Below are 19,754 nucleotides of genomic sequence, written 5' to 3'. Positions count from 1 at the left end.
GGTCAGCCTCCGATGTAGACCGTCTTGATCTGGGTGTAATATTCGACGGCGGCGAAGCCCTGCTCGCGCGCGCCGTAGCTCGACTTGCGGGTGCCCCCGAAAGGCACGTGATAATCGACGCCGGCGGTGGGCAGGTTCACCATGACCATGCCGGCGCGGATGTTGCGCCGGAAGTGACGGGCGTGCTTCAGCGAATTGGTGACGATGCCCGCCGACAGGCCGAACTGGCCGCGATTGGCGATTTCGAGGGCCTCCTCATAGTCGCGGACGCGCACCGTGCTCACCACCGGGCCGAACACCTCCTCGCAATTGATGCGCATGTCGGGGGCGGTGTCCGCGATCACCGCCGGCGACATGTAGAAGCCCGGCGTCGAGAGCTCGAGCGCCTCGCCGCCGGTGAGCAGCTTGCCGCCTTCCTTGGTGGCGATCTCGACATAGCTCAGATTCTGCTCGAGCTGGCTCCGGCTCACGGCCGGCCCGATCTGGGTGGCCGGGTCGAGCGCGTCGCCGACCTTGAGCGCCTTGGCCCGCTCGGCCATCGCCTCGACGAAGCGATCGTGGATGCCCTCGGCGACGATCACACGCGACGAGGCGGTGCAACGCTGTCCGGTCGCATAGAAGGCGCCGTCGATGGCGCAGGTGACCGCTCGCTCAAGATCGGCGTCGTCGAGCACGACGAGCGGATTCTTGCCGCCCATTTCGAGCTGGACCCGGGCCTGCCGGCGCATCGCGCCCTCGCCCACCTTCGCGCCGACCGTCTGCGAGCCGGTGAAGGAGATGCCGTCAATCTCGGCATGCTCGACGATCGCCGATCCCACTCCGCCTTCGCCGAGCACCATGTTGAACACGCCCGGAGGCGCGCCGCATTCGTGGATGATGTCGGCCAGCGCCCAGGCGATGGCGGGGGTCGGATTGGCCGGCTTCAGGACGACGGTATTGCCGAAGGCGAGCGCCGGCGCGGATTTCCAGGCCGGGATGGCGATCGGGAAATTCCACGGCGTGATCAGGCCGAACACGCCGACCGCCTCCCGGTGGGTCTCGACGTCCAGGCCTGGCCGGGTGGAGGGCAGAGTCTGGCCGTGGCGGCGGAGCGCCTCACCGGCGAAATATTTGAAGATTCGCGCGGCGCGCATGACCTCGCCGGTACCTTCGGGGACGGTCTTGCCTTCCTCGCGGGAGAGCAATTGGCCGAGCTCCTTCGCGCGCGCCATGATCGTCGAGCCGACCTTGTCGAGCAGATCGGAGCGTACCTCGGGCGAGGCGTCGGCCCAGGCCGGAAAGGCGGCGCGGGCCGCCTTGGCGGCGGCGTCGACTTCGTCGCGACCGCCGGCGGGAAAACGTGCCACGGTCTCCCCGGTGTTGGAGGGATTGATGCTGGCGTGCGGCGTCTCGGCCGTCACCTTCTCGCCATTGATGAAGTGCGTAAGCTGCTGGGTCATTGTTCCTGTCCGTGCTGTGCCGCCCCCGCGACTGCCCCCAATTCTCTCACAACGCCTGCCCGCTCCCGATGAGCCCTCGCGCGGCGAGGTTGCGCATCAGGGCGCGGGTGCCGAAGCGCCAGGGCGCCGCGTCCTTCGACGTCGTCACCCGATTCACCAGGGTCCCCAGACCGGGCGACGAGATGCGGACGACGTCGCCCCTTTTGTGGGTGAAGCCGCGGCCCGGCTCGTCCCGGTCCTGAACCGGCGCGAAGAGCGTGCCGAGGAACAAAGCGAAGCCGTCGGGATAATGATGTTCGCTGCGCGCCTGACGAACCAGGTCCTCCGGGTCGCGGCTGATCTCGCGCATCGAGCTGCTGCCCTCGAGCCGGTAGCCTTCCGGCCCGTCGATGGTGAGCGCCACCTCGGCGGACCGCACGTCGTCCATCGTGAACCGGTCGTCGAACAGGCGGATGAAGGGTCCGATCGCGCAGGAAGCGTTATTGTCCTTGGCCTTGCTCAGCAGCAGGGCGCTGCGGCCCTCGAAGTCGCGGAGGTTGACGTCGTTGCCGAGGGTCGCGCCGCGGGCGCGGCCGTGGCTGTCGACGGCGAGCACCACCTCGGGTTCCGGATTGTTCCAGCCGGAATCGGACCGGACCCCGATCTCGGCCCCCCACCCCACCGGAGCGAGCGGCGAGGCCTTGGTGAATATTTCCGCATCCGGGCCGATCGCGACCTCGAGATATTGCGACCACATGCCGTCCTCGATCAAGGCCGCCTTCAGCTCGGCCGCCTCGGACGATCCGGGGACGACCGAACGAATGCCGGAGCCGATCCGCGCCTCGAGCCGGCCGCGCACCGCGGCCGCCGCATTCATGTCGCCGCGCGCCTTCTCCTCGATCACCCGCTCGATCGCCGAGACGGCGAAGGTCACGCCGGCTGCCTTGATCACCTGCAGATCGAAGGGCGCGAGCAGGAACGGTCGGCCGGGCGTCTGGGCCGCGGCGCGGCGCACGAGCTCGTCGACGGGGAACAGGACGGGTCCGCCGGCCGAGGAGGGGTCGTCGCTGTCGAGCAGATCGGCCATGGTCGGAGCGGTGGCGGACACATCCTCGACGCAGCCATTGCGGACGACGACGGGGGTGGGCCCCTCGCCGAGATCGATTCGCCCGACGAGGAGCGCCTCGGCCGCACCTTCGGGCAGCATGGCGTCAGCAGAAAGGGCTTCCAAGCCGATCCATCCCCTGTATTGTTGTTTGTGTTAGCGCTCACATCGGCCGTGCCCGGCCCGCTGTCAAGCAGGCTTGCGTGGCCGAAACGACCGGCGCGACGGGAGGATGTGATGAGAAAAGGCCGTCTTGCCGCGCTCGCTGCCGCGACCGCTCTTGCCCTTGCCCCTGGCGGCCAGCCGGCATCGGCCCAGCGGTCGACCGCGCGGCCCTGGATGGACACGTCGCTGGATCCGGACGCGCGCGCCGCGCTTGTGCTCGCCCGAATGACCCGCGACGAGAAGATGCGGCTGATCTTCGGCTATTTCGGCACCGACTTCCCGCCGCGGGACTTCCGGGCGGCAGCCGAGGCGCGTCAGGGATCGGCCGGCTACGTCCCGGGAATAGCGAGGCTCGGCATCCCGCCGCAATGGCAGACCGACGCCGGCATCGGGGTGGCCACCCAGGGCGGCGCCCGCGACAAGCGGGAGCGGACGGCTCTGCCTTCCGGCATCGCGACCGCGGCCAGCTGGGACCCGGAGCTTGCCTGGCGCGGCGGCGCGATGATCGGTTCCGAGGCCCGATCCTCGGGATTCAACGTCATGCTGGCCGGCGGCGTGAACCTGTCGCGGGAGCCGCGCAACGGCCGCAACTTCGAATATGGGGGCGAGGACCCCTTGCTCGCCGGCACGATCGTCGGTGCCCATGTCGCGGGCATCCAGTCCAACCACATCATCTCGACGATCAAGCATTTCGCGGTGAACGACCAGGAGACCGGCCGCGACTGGGTCAACGTGGTGATCGAGGATGCTCCGGCCCGCATGTCGGACCTGCTCGCCTTCCAGATCGCGATCGAGCGTGCGGATCCCGGATCGATCATGTGCGCCTACAACCAGGTCAACGGCGCCTTTTCCTGCGAGAGCCCCTATTTGCTCACCCAGGTGCTGCGGCAGGACTGGAACTGGCCCGGTTACGTGATGTCGGACTGGGGCGCCGTGCACAGCACAGTGCAGGCGGCGAATACGGGGCTCGACCAGCAATCCGGCTTTCCTTTCGACGACCAGCCCTATTTCGCAGCGCCGCTGCGGCAGGCCATCGCCCGCGGCGAGGTGTCGCCGCGGCGGCTCGACGAGATGGCCCGGCGCATCCTGCGATCGATGTTCGCCCATGGGCTGGTCGATCACCCGGTCGAGATCGGCCCGATCGATTTTGCCGTCCATGCCGAGGTGACCCGGTCCGCCGCCGAACGCGGGGCCGTGCTCCTCAAGAACCGGGACCGCATCCTGCCGCTGAGCCCGGAGACCCGCCGCATCGCTTTGATCGGCGGACATGCCGACCGGGGCGTGCTGTCCGGCGGCGGATCGAGCCAGGTCTATCCGATCGGCGGCAATGCCGTGCCGGGCCTCGAACCGACGAGCTGGCCGGGGCCGATCGTCTATTATCCTTCGTCCCCGCTGGCCGCGATCCGGGCGCAGGCGCCCAATGCCTCGATCAGCTTCGATGAGGGAAGCGATCCGGCGGCGGCAGCGCGGCTGGCCGCGGAGAGCGATGTCGCGATCGTCTTCGCCAATCAGTGGACGAGCGAATCGCGCGACTTTTCGATGACGCTGCCCGACGATCAGGACGCGCTCGTCGAGGCGGTGGTGCGCGCCAATCCGCGCACGGTCGTCGTCCTCCAGACGGGCGGGCCGGTGCTGATGCCCTGGGCCGAGCGCGTCGCCGGCATCCTCGAGGTCTGGTATCCGGGGACGAGCGGCGGCGAGGCGATCGCCAACCTGCTGTTCGGCCACGCCAACCCCTCCGGCCACCTGCCCATCACCTTCCCCCGGGACGAGAGCCAGCTGCCGCGGCCGGTGCTGGACGGCGTCGGGCTCGGCGAGGACCAGCCGTTCAGCGTCAACTATCATGAGGGCGCGCAGGTCGGCTACCGCTGGTTCGACGCGCGCGAGCTCGAGCCGCTCTTCCCCTTCGGCCACGGCCTTTCCTACACTGACTTCGACTATGCGCGGCTGCGCGCCGACGCGGGGGGCGAGGAGGTGCGGGTCAGCTTCCGGATCGAGAATGACGGCCGCCGCGCCGGCCGCGACATCGCCCAGATCTATGTGAGCCCCGTAGCCGGCGGCTGGGAGGCGCCCAAGCGACTCGCCGGCTTCGCCAGCGTCGAGCTCGAGCCGGGCGCCGAACGCGAGGTCAGCGTCACGCTCGATCCGCGGCTGCTCGCCGTCTACGACAGCCCGAGCCGGGAATGGCGGATCGCGGCGGGCGAGTACCGGATCATGCTGGGCGAATCCTCGCGCGACATCGCGGAGACGGTGACGGTGACCCTGCCCGAGCGCAGGCTGCCGGTGGGCTGGCGCCCCACGAGATAGGGAGCGCGAGCCGAGGCTCGCGCTCCCATGCCGGAGCGGCGGCGGGGCCGGGGCCGCCTCCCCCGGTCAGGCCGCCGCGGGCTCCGCCTCGCCCGGACGGGCGCCCCAGTTGATGTTGCGGGTGAGGTACATCACCGTCGCCAGCGCGACGAAGAGCATCAGCGACCCGATGACCAGCGACAGATCCTCGAGGCTCAGCAGGATGTAGAGCAGGGCGTAGAGGCCGACCAGCAAGGCGCCGATGAACCCGGCCCGGCGCCAGCTCCTCAGCACCGCCGCCGAATAAGCGGTGTTCAGCCCGGCGATCGCCGCCGAAGCCACGATGTAGGCCGGCGTGAAGCCGATCACCTCGGCGAAGGCGAGCAGCAGCACGAAGAACAGCACCAGCCCCGCGCCGACCAGCAGATACTCCACCGGCGAGACGCGCACGCCGCCGATGATGTCGAACAGCAGGAAGGCCAGGAAGGTGAAGCCGATGAACAGGAAGCCATATTTGGCCGAGCGATCGACGCGCGAATAGAGGTCGACCGGCTGGACGAGGTTCACCTGGGCGAGGCCGCCGCCCTGGGGCGCCGGCGCCTCCGCCTCCCCCTGGTACCGATCGGTGGCGGTGTTCGGTGCCGGCACCGTCGCAGCCGCGCCGCCGATGTTCACGAGCGAAGAGCCGAGCGCAAGATTGCCGACCCGGTAGGTGGCGACGAAGCCCTCCGGGCCGATTTGACGTTCCACCGGCAGGAATCCGCCCTGGAAGCTGGGATGCGGCCAGGGCGAGGTCAGCCGCCAATGCGTCTCGCCGGCCTGCGGTGCGAGGCCGAGCGCCTGGTTGCCGCGGAAATCGAACGCATAGTCGATGAGGATCGCGCCGCCGGCCAGGGCCGCCGCGTCGACCCAGGCGAAGAAGCCGGGTCCGCCGCCTCCGCCGGGCTGGAGGCGCAGCGCGCGGCCGCCGGCGGAGACGCGGGGATTGCCGACCAGTCCGCGCGGATCGGAAAGGCCGAAGCGAAGCTCGGCGCGGGAAAGGTCCATGTCGGCGGGAGCGACGCCGAAGCGGGAAATATCCTGCGGGAAAGCGAAGCGCGCCTGGCCGCGCGTCGTCGCCTCATAGACCACGACCTCGTAGATCGACCGGGTGCGCCGCTCCGGGCGCATCTCGGTCTCCAGGTTCGATAGCTCCGGTGAGAGGGTGAGTTCCTGCCAGCTCTGGCGGGAGCGGGTAACCTGCTGGGTGCCCTCCATCACCGTCTCGCTGGTCGTCACCCGATAGGGGATGACGAGCAACGGCCCGGACAGGGTCTGCGGACCGCCCCATCCTTCCGCGATCGACGCCTGCGCGAATTCCGATTGCTGCTGGCGGTCGTCGAGCAGGAGCCAGACGGCGAAGAGCGGGAAGGAGAGGAGGAAGCCGATGAACAAGGCGAGGCCGAGCTTGGCGCCGGGCGAGCGCTCCGTCGAGACGAGTGACATGGGGAAGGACTCCCTGCGGTTGAACTCTGCTCGTCGTACAAGTGGCACGTTTCGTCTGTCAACTCTATATTGCAGAGTTCTCTATGAGGCCGAATGCCGGCAATGACGCTGCCGCTCCTCCGGTGCGGCGCGAAGGCGCGTTTCGAGATAATAGCCGGTCATCTCATCGATCATCGCCTCGCGGCCGGGCGCGATGAAGCGGGCGGCGTCGCGGCGCCAACCGGCCACGCACGCGTCCTTCGCGCGGTCCGAGGCTGCGCAATCGAGCAGATTGTCGAAGGCGGAGCGCCAGGCGGCGAAGGCGGCGCGATCCATCGGCTCGCCATGACCGGGCACGAGCGTGGTGAAGGGGGTCGCGGCCACAGTCGCGAGGGCCTCGCGCCATCCCTCGGGACAGGCGGTGTCCATGAACGGAACCTCGGCGACGACGAGGTCGCCGGCGACGAGCAGGCCCGAATCCGGATCGAAGATCCACAGATCGGCCTCGGTCGCGGCGAAAGGCGCGACGTTCAGCTGAAGCCGGCGCCCCGCGACCTCGACTTCGCCCGAACGGACGACCGGACGGGTCGGCCGGAGCGCGTCGGGCGCGTCCATGACGGCGAGGAAACGGCGGACCTCGGCCTCGCGCTCCGGCGGCACGTCGCCCGCGGTCAGCATCGTCTCGGCGCGGGCGCGCCCGTCACGGAGGAAGCCTGCCAGCGCGCCTTCCACGGCCGAAGTCGCGTAAAGCGGCGCCTCCGGAAAGGCAGCGCGGATCTCGCCATTGCCGGTGCTGTGATCGAGATGCCAGTGGGTGTTGACGATGGCGGCGATCGGCCTGCCGCGGGTCCGGGCGTAGCCGAGCAGGCGATCGCGGTGCGCCGGATGCCGCCCGGTGTCGACGAGGATCAGCCCTCCGGGCGCATCGAGGAAGACCGAATTGCCGTCGGGACCCCGGCCCGGCTCGAAGCTGCCGGGGACGACGTGCCAACCCGCCGGTGACGGATCCGGCTCAGCGGCGGCGGGCAAGGCTAGGGCGGAAAAGCCGAGCAGGCAGGCGGCGCGAAGCATCGATGAGCGCATGGCAACTCCCCTGATCTCGTCCGCCGCGGGCCCAGGCTAGATCACTCCGACGAGAATGACGGATCGTTTCGGCCAAGCCGGCGCGACCTTCGACGAAGGTAGGCCGGCACGTTCAGCCCTCGGAAAGCCGAGGCGGCGCCCATTCTCGTCGAGGCTTCGGAGACTCGATGATGACGTTCCGCTCGATCCTGATCGCGTTCGCCCTCGCCGCCTGCAGCGGCGCCGCGGCGGCCACCCTGCCGCCGGATGCGGTCATTCTGCCAGGGCGGCAGGGCGCCGTCCTTCTCGACCAATGTTCGCGGTCGACGCCCGACGCCGGCGAGGGCAGTTGGACGCCCGCGCCGGCGGACATAGCGGCGCTTGAGTCGGCGCTTCCGGGCGCGCTGCAGACGCAAGAGGCCGGGCGCGGACTGGGTCGCGCGCCGGACGGATGGCGCCGTCAATATGTCGGCCTAGTCCGCGGCGGTCGCCGGTACGTCTATGGCAGCTTCTTTCCCGCCGACATGGCACGCCACGAGCAGGATCCGGACCGATGGCGGCGCGAACCGGTGATCGTCTGCGACGGCGGGCCCGACTTCTTCGGAGTCGAATATGAGGTCGAAGCGGGCCGCTTCACCCATTTCGGATTCAACGGCAGCGCCTGAAGCTCAGTACACCCGGGCCTTGGGCTTGATGTACTCGATCTCGTCGGTGAGCGTGTAGTCGTGGACCGGCCGGCCATCGAGGGTGACCTTGCCGCCCTGGCCGCCCCAGCCTTCGAACCAGACGATACTGTGCTTGAGCCAGTTGACGTCGTCCCGGGTCGGATAATCCTCGTGCATGTGGGCGCCGCGGCTTTCCTTGCGGCTGGCGGCCGAATGCATCGTCACCACCGCCTGGCCGAGCAGATTGTCGAGCTCGAGCGTCTCGATCAGGTCGGTGTTCCAGATGAGGCTGCGGTCGGTGACGCGGACATCCTCGAGGCGCTTGTAGACCTCGTCGATCTTGCCCCTGCCCTCGTCCAGCGTCTTCTCGGTGCGGAAGACGGCGCAGTCGGCCTGCATCGTGCGCTGCATCTGCAGGCGGATCTCGGCGGTGGGGCTGCCGCCCGAAGCCTGGCGGAAGCGGTCGAGCCGCGACAGAGCGAGATCGTCGCCGCCCTTGGGCAACGGCGGCAGCGGGCTCCCCGGCTTGATGATCTCGCCGACGCGGTGACCGACGGCACGGCCGAACACGACCAGATCGATGAGGCTGTTCGAACCCAGCCGATTGGCGCCGTGGACCGAGACGCAGGCGGCCTCGCCGACCGCGAACAACCCCGGCACGACGCTGTCGGGATTGCCGTCCTTCAGGGTGACGACCTCGCCATGATAATTGGTCGGGATCCCGCCCATATTGTAATGGACGGTCGGAACGACCGGCAGCGGCTGGCGGGTCAGGTCGACGCCGGCGAAGATCTTGCCGGTCTCGGTGATGCCCGGCAGGCGCTCGGCGAGGATCTTCGCATCGATATGATCGAGATGAAGGTAGATATGATCCTTGTCCTTGCCGACCCCGCGGCCCTCGCGGATCTCCATCGCCATCGAGCGTGAGACGACGTCGCGGCTGGCCAGGTCCTTGGCCGAGGGGGCATAGCGCTCCATGAAGCGATCGCCTTCGGAATTGGTCAGATAGCCGCCCTCGCCGCGCGCGCCCTCGGTGATGAGAACGCCGGCGCCGTAAATGCCGGTCGGGTGGAACTGGACGAATTCCATGTCCTGCAACGGAAGGCCGGCGCGAAGCACCATCGCATTGCCGTCGCCGGTGCAGGTATGCGCCGAAGTCGCCGAGAAATAGGCGCGGCCATAGCCGCCGGTGGCGAGCACCACGGCATGGGCGCGGATCCGGTGGATCGAGCCGTCCTCCATGCACAGGGCGACGACGCCGCGGCACTCGCCGTCCTCCATGATCAGGTCGAGCGCGAAATATTCGATGAAGAAGTCGGCGTCGTACTTCAGGCTCTGCTGGTAGAGCGAGTGGAGCATGGCGTGACCGGTGCGGTCGGCGGCTGCGCAGGTACGCTGCGCCGGCGGCCCTTCGCCCATATTCTGCATCATGCCGCCGAAGGCGCGCTGGTAGATCTTGCCCTCTGACGTGCGGCTGAACGGCACGCCATAATGTTCGAGCTCGTAGACGGCGGCCGGGGCCTCGCGGCAGAGATACTCGATGGCGTCCTGGTCGCCGAGCCAGTCGGAGCCTTTGACGGTGTCGTACATGTGCCAGGTCCAGTGGTCCGGACCCATATTGCCGAGGCTGGCGGCGATGCCGCCCTGGGCGGCGACGGTGTGACTTCGGGTCGGAAATACCTTGGTGACGCAGGCCGTCTTCAGCCCCTTCTCGGCAGCGCCCATGGTCGCGCGCAGTCCCGAGCCGCCGGCGCCGACCACGACGACGTCATAGACATGGTCGACGATCTGATACGCCCTGTCCGCCATCACTCGGCGCTCCCGGCGAAGGCGATCTTCAACACCGCGAACAAGGCGAAGGCGGCGCCGAGGATGCTGGCGAAGTTGATGAGCAATATCCAGAAGAGCTTGCTGCCGTCGTCATGGACATAATCCTCGACGACGACCTGCAGGCCGAGCTTGAGATGCCAGAAGGCGACGCCGACGAACAGCAGCATCGGCACCGCGGCGAACGGGTCGGCCAGCCAGCTGGCGACGGTGCGGTGGTCGAGGCCGGGCAGGCGCAGCAGCGACACCGCGAGCCAGACGAGCAGCAGGAAGGCGGCGATCGAGGTCAGCCGCTCCTGCCACCAATGCTCGGCGCCCTCGCCGGCGGCACCGAGGCCGCGGACGCGGCCCAGCGGGATTTCCATCGACATCAGCCCCTCCCGTAGAAGATGTAGAGCCAGAGCAGCACGGTCAGCAGCACCGAGGCGACGACAGTGATATTGGCCCAGGTCTTGTTGGTCGAAAGCTCGTAGCCGGCGCCGATGTCCATCACCATGTGGCGCAGGCCGGAGAGCGTGTGCTGGATCAAGCCCCAGCTGAGCGGGATCCAGATCAGCAGTGCCCATTCCCAGGTCGCCCATTCCAGGAACGTGGCGTAGGCCGTCGCCCCTTCCGAGGCGGCGAGCAGCCACCAGACGAGGGCGGCCGCCCCGGCAATGCCGACGCCGACGCCGGTGACCCGGTGGAGGATCGAGACCAGCATGTGCGGGCCCCATTTCCAGATGGTCAGGTGGGGCGACAAGGGCCGCGAGGGATTTCGGTGCATGAGGCTTGGTCCCCTTGGGATGCTGGGGCCGCTTTTAGGCGGAAAGCGCAACGTTGCAAGCGGCGGGAGCGGAACCCGATTCGCGGCGCTCGCCGCACAATCGAAGGCCGATGACTAAGACGATCTTAACCAATGGCGCACTAACAAACGCGTCCAGGAGCATCACCAGGGGAAGCTGCATCATGGTCGGGATTTCCGGGCGCCAGGACGAGGTCGAGATTGGGGGCCGTCTGCCGATGTTCGATCCGGACGGGTCTCTCGCGGGCCATTGCGCCGAGATCTGGGAGCTGATCGGACCGGACAAGATGGCGCTCGCCCGCGCCTTCTGGACCGCCTATGCCCGCTCGCCGGCGCTCAAGCAGCCGCTCACCGATTCGAAGATCGACGCGCTGGCGCAGCGTATCCTCCCCTATCTCGAGGCCAAGCATACCAACCTCACCGGCCAGGCCTGGGTCGACCAGGCGGGCGAGCATGTCGCCGCGGCGACCTCCGCGAACGTGCCGCTTACAGCCATCTTCGCCGGGAGCGCCGCGCTCTCGGCCGGCGTCCAGCAGATCATCCTCGACCGCGCCGAGGCGGAGCGCCGCTACCCTCTCGCCGAAGCCTATCTGCGGATGACCCTGCTCCAGGTGGACGTCTATTCGGCCCATTACGACCGGCTCTGCGCGATCGCCGAGCGCGAGCGCCGCAGCGGCCAGGGCGCCGAGTTCAACAAGGAGATCATGACCGTCGTCGAGCGCACCGCCAGCGGCAGCCGCAAGGTCCGCACCCAGGCGGCGGAAGCGAGCCAGGCGGCGCGCGGCATGCTCGGCAAGACCAGCGAGGTCGCTGCGGCGGCCGAGCAATCGGCGGTCGCGATGCGCGAGGCGGCGCAGACCGCGGCCGGCCTGATCATGGCGATCGAGGAGGCCCGCAACGAGGTCGAGGTCGCCGCCGGCGTCGCCACCCGTGCCGGCGAGCAGGCCGGCAAGGCGGTCGAGGTCAGCCAGGCCCTGTCGTCGCACGTTGAGGCGATCGAATCGATCCTGGGCCTCATCCGAGACATTGCCGGCCAGACCAACCTGCTCGCGCTCAACGCGACCATCGAGGCGGCGCGCGCCGGCGACGCCGGCCGCGGATTCGCGGTCGTCGCCCAGGAAGTGAAGAGCCTCGCCAACCAGACCGCCCGCGCCACCGACGACATCGCGACGAAGATCGCGGCGATCCAGTCGGCAACCCGGCAGACGGTCGAGGCCAATGATTCGATCCAGTCGACCGTGGACGAGGTCCAGTCGAGCGCCGACCGCATCCGCAAGGCGATGGAGATGCAGGCGCAGACCGTGACGATGATCACCGCCGCCGTCGACGAGACCGCGCTCGCGGCCGATTCCATGTCCTCGACCATCGCCGCGATCCGTGCCGACACCGAGAGCGTCGCCGCCGAGATCGATGACGTCGAGAAGAACTTCTCCGAGGTCGACGAGGAGATGGCGCGGTTCAAGTCTACCGCCGGCCAGTTCGTCCAGAGCTTCGCGGCCTGAACCCAACCACGATGGAATAGAGGATGCCGGGGCCTTGCGGTCCCGGCTTTTTTTTCGTGCCGGGGAAATGCAGCCCCGGAACGACAGGAACCGTGTTCCCGTTCGGCCGGTTGAGGAATTTTCCAGGACGGAGACTCTCATGACCCAGCGCAAGCTTGCCATCGTGACCGGCGCCTCCAGCGGCATCGGGCTGGAGCTGGCGAAGCTCGCGGCGCAGGACGGCTACGATCTCATCGTCGCCGCCGATACGCCGCTGGTCGACGCATCGCGCGCTCTCCAGGGCCTCGGCGCCGAGGTGACAGGCGTCGAAACCGACCTGTCCACCTTCGGCGGCGTCGAACGGCTGCTCGAAGCCGCGGCCGGGCGGCCGGTCGATGCTTTGCTCGCCAATGCCGGCCACGGCCTGGGCCGCGCCTTCCTCGAACAGGAGCCGGCGGAGTGGCGGCACGTCGTCGATACCAACGTCACCGGCACGGTCTATCTCGTCCAGAAGGTTGCGCAGCAGATGGTCGCGCGCAACCAGGGCCGGATCCTCATCACCGGTTCGATCGCGGGGCATATCGCCGGCGCCTTCCAGGCGGTCTATAATGGGACAAAGGCTTTCATCGACAGCTTTGCCGACGCGCTCGGCAACGAGCTCAAGGAGACGGCGGTCACCGTCACCTGCCTGAAGCCCGGTGCGACCGACACCGAATTCTTCGAGCGGGCCGACCTGAAGGACACCAAGGTCGGCACGATGGCGAAGGACGATCCGGCCGACGTCGCCCGCACCGGCTATGACGCAATGATGCGCGGCGAGCGCAGCGTCGTCCATGGCCTGATGAACAAGATGCAGGTGGCCACGGCCAAGGTCGTCGGCGGCGGCGCCGCCGCCGAGATGCACCGCAAGCAGGCCGAGCCCGGCACCGCGGAGAAGGTGGACAAGTCGAAGGTTTAGAGTCTGTCCGGGTCAGGGCTTTTGCTCCGGCCCTTCCCGGCCTATTCGGCCTCCATGACCCAGCCCCTCAATATCCTCGTCACCGGCGCCAGCCGCGGGATCGGTGCCGCCATCGCCGCGGCGCTCGCCGGCCACAAGGTCGTCGGCCACTCCACCAAGGGTGAAGACGGCCTTGTCGCCGCCGATCTCGCCGAGCCGGGCGCGGCCCAGGGCCTGTGGGAGACGGCGCTCGAGCGGCTTGGCGGACGGATCGACGTCGTCATCAACAATGCCGGCATCTTCGAGGCGGCGCCGATCGATCTCGATGCCGCGGCCTGGGCGGCGCAATGGGACCGGACGATGCAGGTCAACCTGCATGCCGCCGCGGACCTGTGCCGGCTCGCCGTGCTCCATTTCAAGGCGCAAGGCGGCGGCAGGATCGTCAACGTCGCCAGCCGCGCCGGCTATCGCGGCGACAGCCCCGATCACTGGCATTATGCCGCGTCCAAAGCGGGCATGGTGGCGATGACCAAGACCATCGCCCGGGCCTATGCGGGCGAGGGTATCTACGCCTTCACCATCTGTCCCGGCTTCACGGTCACGGGCATGGTCGACGACTATATTTCCAGCAGGGGCGGCGCCGCTTTCCTCGCCGACATCCCGCTCGGGCGCCCCGCTTCCGCCGAGGAAGTGGGGGAGACGGCACGCTGGCTCGCGGTGGACGCGCCCCCCTCGTCCACCGGCGCGGTTATCGACGTGAACGGTGCCAGCTTTGTCCGCTGAGGGCGGCCGAGTGAGCAGCTGGCGCGTCACCCTGCCCTGCACCAAGGCCGAAGCGGAAGCGCTCGGCGAGGACATCTCCGTGTTCGCCGTGCTCGACGAGCCGCCCGTACTGGTAACGAGCGAGGCGGATCCGACCGGGACCAAATGGCGGCTCGACGCCTATTTCGAGGCGGAGCCGACGGCGGACGAGCTGACGCTGATCGCGTCGCTGGTGCCGAGCGCCGGCGGAGCCCTTCCGGCGGCCGAGAAGGTCACCGACGAGGATTGGGTGACGTTGAGCCAGCAGGGGCTGGAGCCGATCCGCGCCGGCCGCTTCTTCGTCCACACGCCGGCTCATCGCGACGCGGTGCCGGCCGATGCCATCGCCTTCGAGATCGACGCCGGCCGCGCCTTCGGCACCGGCCAGCACGAGACCACAACCGGCTGCCTCGTTGCGCTCGACGCCTTGAAGCGGGGAGGCGCGCGCTACTGCAACATCGCCGATATCGGCACCGGCACCGGGCTGCTCGCTTTCGCCGCCCTGCGCCTGTGGCCTTCGGCGCGCGCGATCGCCTCCGACATCGATCCGGTCGCGGTCGAGGTCGCTGCCGAGAATGCCGTGATCAATCGCATCCCGCTGGGTCGGGCGCGCGGGCAGATCGAGCTGGTGACCGCCGGCGGCCTGCGCCACGCCCGGCTGAAGGCGCTCGCCCCCTATGACCTCATCCTCGCCAACATCCTCGCCGGTCCGCTGGTCGACCTGGCGCCGGCGTTGGCGGGCGCGGTGACGCCGGGCGGCACCCTGATCCTCGCCGGCCTACTCGATCATCAGGCCGAACGGGTGATCGCCGCCTACCGTCGCCAGCGGATGACGCCGATGCGCCGGATCGACCGCGGCGAATGGCCGACTTTGGTGCTGAGGAAAAGAAGGCGCGCGGCCTGATTATCCTCCCCGCGTTGGCGCGAGGAGGATAGGATCAGCGCATGATCGTGACTCGCCGCTTCCGCGTCCTCGCTCTTTCGGCTGCGCTCGCCACCACCGCTTTGTCCGCCCAGCCGGCGGCGCAAAGTGAGCGGCGGGAAGTACGGCTGCCGGACGAGACGTGCGTGACGGCGCCCGCAAGCGACGCCGAAGGCAGCGAATCGCCGCCGGTGCTGGTCGAGGGGCTGGGCCATGCCGGGATCGACGCCGACAGCGACGATGAGGAGGCGCGCGCCTGGTTCGCCCAGGGCGTCCGCCTGGTCTGGGCCTTCGACGAAGCGGAGGCGGTTCGCGCCTTCCGCCAGGCGCAGCGGCTCGATCCGAACTGCGCCCTGTGCTTCTTCGGCGAGGCGTGGGCGCGATCGCCGACGATCAACCTCAATCCCCGCACCGACCAACTCGAGCCCGCACGCACCGCCGCACGGCGCGCGGCGGCGCTTGCCGATCGGCTGGGCGAGCGCGACCGCCTCCTCGTCCAGGCGATGGCGCTGCGCACCGCCGACGGCGAGGCGTTCGACCAGACGCGCTATGCCGCCTTCCTCGAGACTGCGGCGCTGCGCCTGCCCGACGACGCGACGATCGCGATCCTGGCCGCCGACGCGCGCATGCAGGTGTCCGAGTCGATGGAGCCCGGATCGCTCAGCCAGCGGCTGCTCGAGCGGGTGCTGGCGCGCGAACCGGATCATGGCGGCGCGATCCATTTCTACATCCATTTGACCGACTGGATCGACCGCCAGCACCTCGCCGTGCCCTATGCCGACCGGCTGGGACGGATCGCCCCGGCTGCAAGCCACCTCATCCACATGCCTTCGCACAGCTATTACGGCGTCGGCCGCTATCGCGACGCGGCCGCCGCCAATGTCGCGGCGATCGCCGCCGATCGCGCCTACGAGGGGCGGGTGCGGCCGCCGGCTTCCGACTATCGCCGCTATCTCCTCCGCCACAACATGCAATTCGCCATCGTCAGCGCATTGGCGCGGGGCGACGGCGAGACCGCGCTGGCCGTGTCGGAGCAATATCGGACGGCCTATCTCGGCGAAGGCGCCGACCCGGTGTCGCGGCTGCTCGGCTCGGCCGTCCATTACAGCGCGGGCCTGCACGGCGATCCGGCCGCTCTGGCCGCTGCCGCCGAACCGGCCGATCCGCTCGAGCGCCTCTTCCATCTTTACGCCCGCGGCGAGGCGGCCGCCCGCCGTGCCGACGCCGCCGAAGTCGAGGCGGCTGCCCAGTCCGTGGCAGCGCTGCGAACCGGAACCGACTCGCCTTCGCTCGGCCGGCGCGGCGACCAGCTCGGCGGCATCATCGAGGCCCAGCTCGCCGGTCGCGCGGCGATGATGGCGGGCCGGCCCGAACAAGCGGCGGCAGCCTATCGACGCGCGATGCAGGCGCAGCTCGACGCCGACTTCGGCAGCGATCCGCCGCTCTTCTGGTACTCGATCCGCCGCAGCCTCGCCGCCGCCTTGCTCGCCGCCGGCGATGCCGAGGGTGCCCGCAACCAGCTCTTCGCCTCGCTGCGCCGCTGGCCGAACGACCCTCTGGCGCTTTACGCGCTGTCGCTGGCGGAGCGCCGTCTGGGCGACGAGGCGTCGGCGGAGCGGAACCTGGCGCGAGCGCAGGCTGCCTGGGCCGGCGACGTCACGCAAGTGACGCTGGCGCGGATCTGAGGGGAGTCGAAGGCATCACGTCGCCATCCGTCTCGAGCGAAGGCGAGAGGGGGCTAGGGTGACAGCCTGAGCTGGGCGGGGTAGCTACTGGCCGGCATGGAATTGCTCTTCCTCCTCCTGCTGGTCGGGGTCTTCGTCCTGTTCGTGTCGAACCGGGCGATGGCCCACCGGCTGGAGAGGCTGGAGCATCGGCTGCTGGTCCTCGAATCCGGTCCCGTCGAGGGCGCCGGGCGTTCGGAGGCGTCTTACGGGGCTCCGCTGCAGCCGGCCGCCGTCGTCCTGCCCGAGCTGCCGGTGATCGAAGCTCCGGAGCCGCCGCCAGCGCCTGGTCCGCAGGAGCCCGAAGCGCCGCCTGCTCCGCCGTGGACGGCCGACGAAGCGGAGGCAGAGGAACGCGAGACGCTGGGCGGACTATTCGAGCGGCTGGTGGCGGGCCGGCTGCTCATCTGGCTCGGCGGCATCGCCTTGGTCGTCGCCGGCGTGTACCTGATCCGCTACTCGATCGAGATCGGCCTGGTGACGCCGGAGCTGCGGATGATCGCGGCCGGCCTGTTCGGCCTGCTGCTGCTCGCACTCGGCGAATATGCCCGCGCCGGAAGACTGCTGTCCGACGATCCGCGCATCGCCCAGGCGCTGGTCGGCGCCGGGCTCGCCATCCTCTACGCCACCACCTACGGCAGCCATATCCTCTACGGCCTGGTCGGCCCCGGCACCGCCTCCGCGCTGATGCTCGCCGTGACCGCCGCGGCGCTGGGCCTGTCGCTGCGGCATGGTGCGCCGACGGCGGTAATGGGCCTGGCCGGCGGCTTCCTGACGCCCTTGCTGGTCGGCGATCCCGATGCCGGCGCCGTTCCCCTGCTCGCCTACCTCGCCCTCCTCGACCTGGCTCTGTTCCTGATCGCCTGGCGCCGCGGCTGGACCTGGCTCGCCGCCGCGGCGGTTGCATTGAGCTTCGTTTGGAGCGCCTATCTGCTCGCCCAGCCCCCTGAAGACGCCCTGGCCGCCGGCTTCTTCGTGCTGCTGCTCGCCGTCGCCGCCAGCCTGGTGCGGCCGGGCGAGGGCCGCGAGCTCGGGATGATCCAGCCGCTGCTGATCGCCATCGTCCAGCTCGGCGTGCTCGTCGCCCGTGCCGATCTCGGCCTCCCCGCCTGGGGGCTGTTCGCCGGCCTCGCCGCCGCCAGCCTCGCCCTTGCCGCATTCAGGCGCGAATATCGTCTGGCGCCGCCCTTGGCCGTGGCGCTGGCGCTGGCGCTCCTGCTCGCCAAGGCGGCGACCGGCGCCGATCCGCTGCTGCCGCCCGCCGCAGCCGGGACGACCCTCCTGTTCGGACTTGGCGGCATCGCGCTGCGGATGTGGCAGCGGCGGCTGCTGTGGACGCTGATCGCCTGTGCCGGGTTCGTCGGCCCCGCCTTGATCCTCCGCTCGCTGCGCCCTGAGCTGCTCGACCGCCCCGTCTGGAGCCTGCTGATCCTGACGCTGGCGGCGGGACCGATCCTGCTCGCCTGGCTGGAGCGCGATCGCGCCGCCGAGAAAGCCCCGGCCGACCTCGCTTTGCTCGCCTCCGGCGGCGCCGCGGCCCTGCTGCTCGGCGCGGCGGTCTGGGACCTGCTGCCGCGCGAGCTGATCGCCGCCGGATGGCTGGTCGTCGCCCTGGCGGCCGCCCTGGCGGCACGCCGCCTCGGCGATCTCGCGCTGACGACGGTGGCGGTCGCGGCGGCGGCCGTCGCCGTCGCGCGGGCCGCGTGGATGGTGCCGGAGCTGTCCTCGGCCATGATCACCGCGTTGATCGGGCTGCCGGTGCTCGCCGCCGACCTGCCGGACGCCCGCGCCGCCCTTACCTCGCTGGCGGTTCCGGCGCTCCTGATCGCCGGCCTCTGGTTCGTCCTCCCGCCCCTGCTGCGCGCGCGCCGCGGCCTTCCGGCGGTGGCGGGGCTGTTCGCAGGCGCGGCAGCCTATGTCTGGTTCAAGCAGAGCTTCGGTCTCGCCAACCTGCCGGACTTCGTCGCCCGCGGCATGATCGAGCGCACGATCCTGGATCAGGCGCTGTTCGCCGCCGGCTGGCTGCTCGCCTCGGGCCGGGTCCGCTGGTCCCGGGTCGAGCCCGATCTGCTGCGCCTGGGCGGCGCGGCGCTGACCGCCGTCGCGGCGGCGCGGCTGGTCTGGTTCGATCTCCTCCTCCACAACCCGGCCTGGGCGGCGCAATGGGTCGGTCCCTGGCCGGTGCTCAACCTGCTGCTGCCCGCTTACGGGCTGAGCGCGGTCTGGCTCTACCTGGCGCGGCGGCGCGCCGCCGGGACGGCGCCGTCGGGCCTGTGGCTCGCCGCTTTCCTCGGTGCGCTCGTCGCCGGTGCCCTGCTGCTCGTCCGCCAGGCCTTCCAGGGCCCGATCCTGACCGGACCGGAGACCTCGATCGCCGAATATTACGGCTATTCGCTGGCCGGTCTCGTCCTGTCGGTCGCGCTGCTCGTCGCCGGCGTGCGCCTCCCCGACAAGGCGCTGCGGCTGGCCGGGCTGGTGCTGCTCACCGCGACGATGCTGAAGGTGTTCCTGGTCGATGCCTCGGCACTCGAGGGGGTGCTGCGTATCCTCTCCTTCCTGGGGCTGGGCGTGGCGCTGATCGGGATCGGGCGGCTGTACGGGCCGATCCTGAGGGCGGAACGGGCAGGCGGCCGCGCCGCATGAGCGACAACAAGGAGGAGCGGATGAACGATCTCGAGGCAATCGGTGCGGTGGTGGACGAGATGTATGCGATGATCTCGGGTCCTCGGGGCCCGCGCGACTGGTCACGGCAGGCCCATAGCTTCCATCCCGAGGCGCGGCAGATCCGCACCTGGGTCGAGCCGGACGGGCGCGCGGCGATGAAGATGATGGGCCCGGACGACTATGCCCGCGATACCACCCCCTTCTTCGCCGAAAACGATTTCCACGAGGTCGAGATCGGCCGCCGCATCGACCTGTTCGGCAATATCGCCCATGTCTGGAGCGCCTATGAGGCGAAGAGCAGACCCGACGACGAGGCGCCGGAGCGGCGCGGGATCAACTCGATCCAGTTGTTCAAGGACCCGGACCGCGGCTGGCGGATCGTCGCCATGATCTGGGACAATGAGCGCGAGGGGTTGCAGCTGCCGAAGGAGTTCGATCCGGCCTGAACG

At 69.6% G+C, this 19,754-nt stretch carries 16 protein-coding genes; 9 read left to right on the top strand and 7 right to left on the bottom strand.

Going from position 1 to position 19,754, the window contains the following annotated elements; genetic code table 11:
- Positions 1-2: 2 nt before the first annotated feature.
- Positions 3-1,439 carry an aldehyde dehydrogenase family protein gene (locus DDE10_RS12805; protein ID WP_114953168.1) on the bottom strand — a complete coding sequence of 479 codons (1,437 nt, stop codon included), beginning with the start codon at positions 1,437-1,439 and terminating at the stop codon, positions 3-5.
- Positions 1,440-1,485: 46 nt separating this feature from the next.
- Complete coding sequence (locus DDE10_RS12800) at positions 1,486-2,625, bottom strand: fumarylacetoacetate hydrolase family protein (protein ID WP_114953167.1); 1,140 nt, start codon at positions 2,623-2,625, stop codon at positions 1,486-1,488.
- Between the two features lie 135 nt (positions 2,626-2,760).
- Here DDE10_RS12800 and DDE10_RS12795 point away from each other — a divergent pair, with 135 nt between their 5' ends.
- Complete coding sequence (locus DDE10_RS12795) at positions 2,761-4,995, top strand: beta-glucosidase (protein WP_114953166.1); 2,235 nt, start codon at positions 2,761-2,763, stop codon at positions 4,993-4,995.
- Between the two features lie 66 nt (positions 4,996-5,061).
- On the opposite strand, the gene creD is transcribed toward DDE10_RS12795, so the two are convergent.
- Both creD and DDE10_RS12785 read right to left on the bottom strand, forming a co-directional pair.
- A complete protein-coding gene (creD, locus tag DDE10_RS12790) occupies positions 5,062-6,459 on the bottom strand; it encodes a cell envelope integrity protein CreD (RefSeq protein WP_114953165.1) in 1,398 nt (465 codons plus the stop codon).
- 81 nt (positions 6,460-6,540) lie between these two features.
- Complete coding sequence (locus tag DDE10_RS12785; protein ID WP_114953164.1) at positions 6,541-7,521, bottom strand: MBL fold metallo-hydrolase; 981 nt, start codon at positions 7,519-7,521, stop codon at positions 6,541-6,543.
- A gap of 167 nt (positions 7,522-7,688) precedes the next feature.
- Between DDE10_RS12785 and DDE10_RS12780 the strand changes: the two genes are divergently transcribed.
- Positions 7,689-8,165, top strand: coding sequence for a hypothetical protein (locus tag DDE10_RS12780; RefSeq protein ID WP_114953163.1), 477 nt, complete (start codon positions 7,689-7,691; stop codon positions 8,163-8,165).
- Between the two features lie 3 nt (positions 8,166-8,168).
- On the opposite strand, the gene sdhA is transcribed toward DDE10_RS12780, so the two are convergent.
- From sdhA to sdhC, 3 genes are read right to left on the bottom strand one after another with little or no spacing between them, the layout of a single operon-like run.
- Complete coding sequence (gene sdhA / locus DDE10_RS12775) at positions 8,169-9,974, bottom strand: succinate dehydrogenase flavoprotein subunit (protein WP_114953162.1); 1,806 nt, start codon at positions 9,972-9,974, stop codon at positions 8,169-8,171.
- Entirely contained in the window at positions 9,974-10,363 is a 390-nt protein-coding gene (gene sdhD / locus DDE10_RS12770; protein ID WP_114953161.1) for a succinate dehydrogenase, hydrophobic membrane anchor protein, read from the bottom strand. Before sdhD ends, sdhA begins: the two co-directional genes overlap by 1 nt.
- The gene (gene sdhC / locus DDE10_RS12765; protein ID WP_114953160.1) at positions 10,363-10,758 is read right to left on the bottom strand and encodes a succinate dehydrogenase, cytochrome b556 subunit; all 396 of its coding nucleotides are present in this window, start codon (positions 10,756-10,758) and stop codon (positions 10,363-10,365) included. Before sdhC ends, sdhD begins: the two co-directional genes overlap by 1 nt.
- A gap of 182 nt (positions 10,759-10,940) precedes the next feature.
- On the opposite strand from sdhC, the gene DDE10_RS12760 reads away from it, so the two are divergent.
- The 7 genes from DDE10_RS12760 (at position 10,941) to DDE10_RS12730 (ending at position 19,751) form a co-directional block, all read left to right on the top strand.
- A complete protein-coding gene (locus DDE10_RS12760) occupies positions 10,941-12,278 on the top strand; it encodes a methyl-accepting chemotaxis protein (RefSeq protein ID WP_114953159.1) in 1,338 nt (445 codons plus the stop codon).
- A 139-nt stretch (positions 12,279-12,417) separates the two neighbouring features.
- On the top strand, positions 12,418-13,215 hold the full coding sequence (locus DDE10_RS12755; protein WP_114953158.1) for an SDR family NAD(P)-dependent oxidoreductase: 798 nt from the start codon (positions 12,418-12,420) through the stop codon (positions 13,213-13,215).
- A 54-nt stretch (positions 13,216-13,269) separates the two neighbouring features.
- Positions 13,270-13,977 (top strand): SDR family NAD(P)-dependent oxidoreductase, encoded by a 708-nt coding sequence (locus DDE10_RS12750; RefSeq protein WP_114953253.1) that lies wholly within the window; start codon positions 13,270-13,272, stop codon positions 13,975-13,977.
- 10 nt (positions 13,978-13,987) lie between these two features.
- On the top strand, positions 13,988-14,899 hold the full coding sequence (locus DDE10_RS12745) for a 50S ribosomal protein L11 methyltransferase (protein WP_284734636.1): 912 nt from the start codon (positions 13,988-13,990) through the stop codon (positions 14,897-14,899).
- A 41-nt stretch (positions 14,900-14,940) separates the two neighbouring features.
- Entirely contained in the window at positions 14,941-16,602 is a 1,662-nt protein-coding gene (locus tag DDE10_RS12740) for a tetratricopeptide repeat protein (protein ID WP_114953156.1), read from the top strand.
- A 96-nt stretch (positions 16,603-16,698) separates the two neighbouring features.
- Complete coding sequence (locus DDE10_RS12735) at positions 16,699-19,284, top strand: DUF2339 domain-containing protein (RefSeq protein WP_114953155.1); 2,586 nt, start codon at positions 16,699-16,701, stop codon at positions 19,282-19,284.
- The gene (locus tag DDE10_RS12730) at positions 19,281-19,751 is read left to right on the top strand and encodes a hypothetical protein (protein WP_114953154.1); all 471 of its coding nucleotides are present in this window, start codon (positions 19,281-19,283) and stop codon (positions 19,749-19,751) included. The genes DDE10_RS12735 and DDE10_RS12730 overlap by 4 nt, the downstream gene beginning before the upstream one ends.
- Positions 19,752-19,754 lie beyond the last annotated feature (3 nt).

Source organism: Sphingosinicella terrae (assembly GCF_003347635.1).
Lineage (GTDB): Bacteria > Pseudomonadota > Alphaproteobacteria > Sphingomonadales > Sphingomonadaceae > Allosphingosinicella > Allosphingosinicella terrae.
The sequence above is the reverse complement of the archived record's forward strand: the minus strand, read 5'-3'. Positions and strand labels throughout refer to the sequence as shown.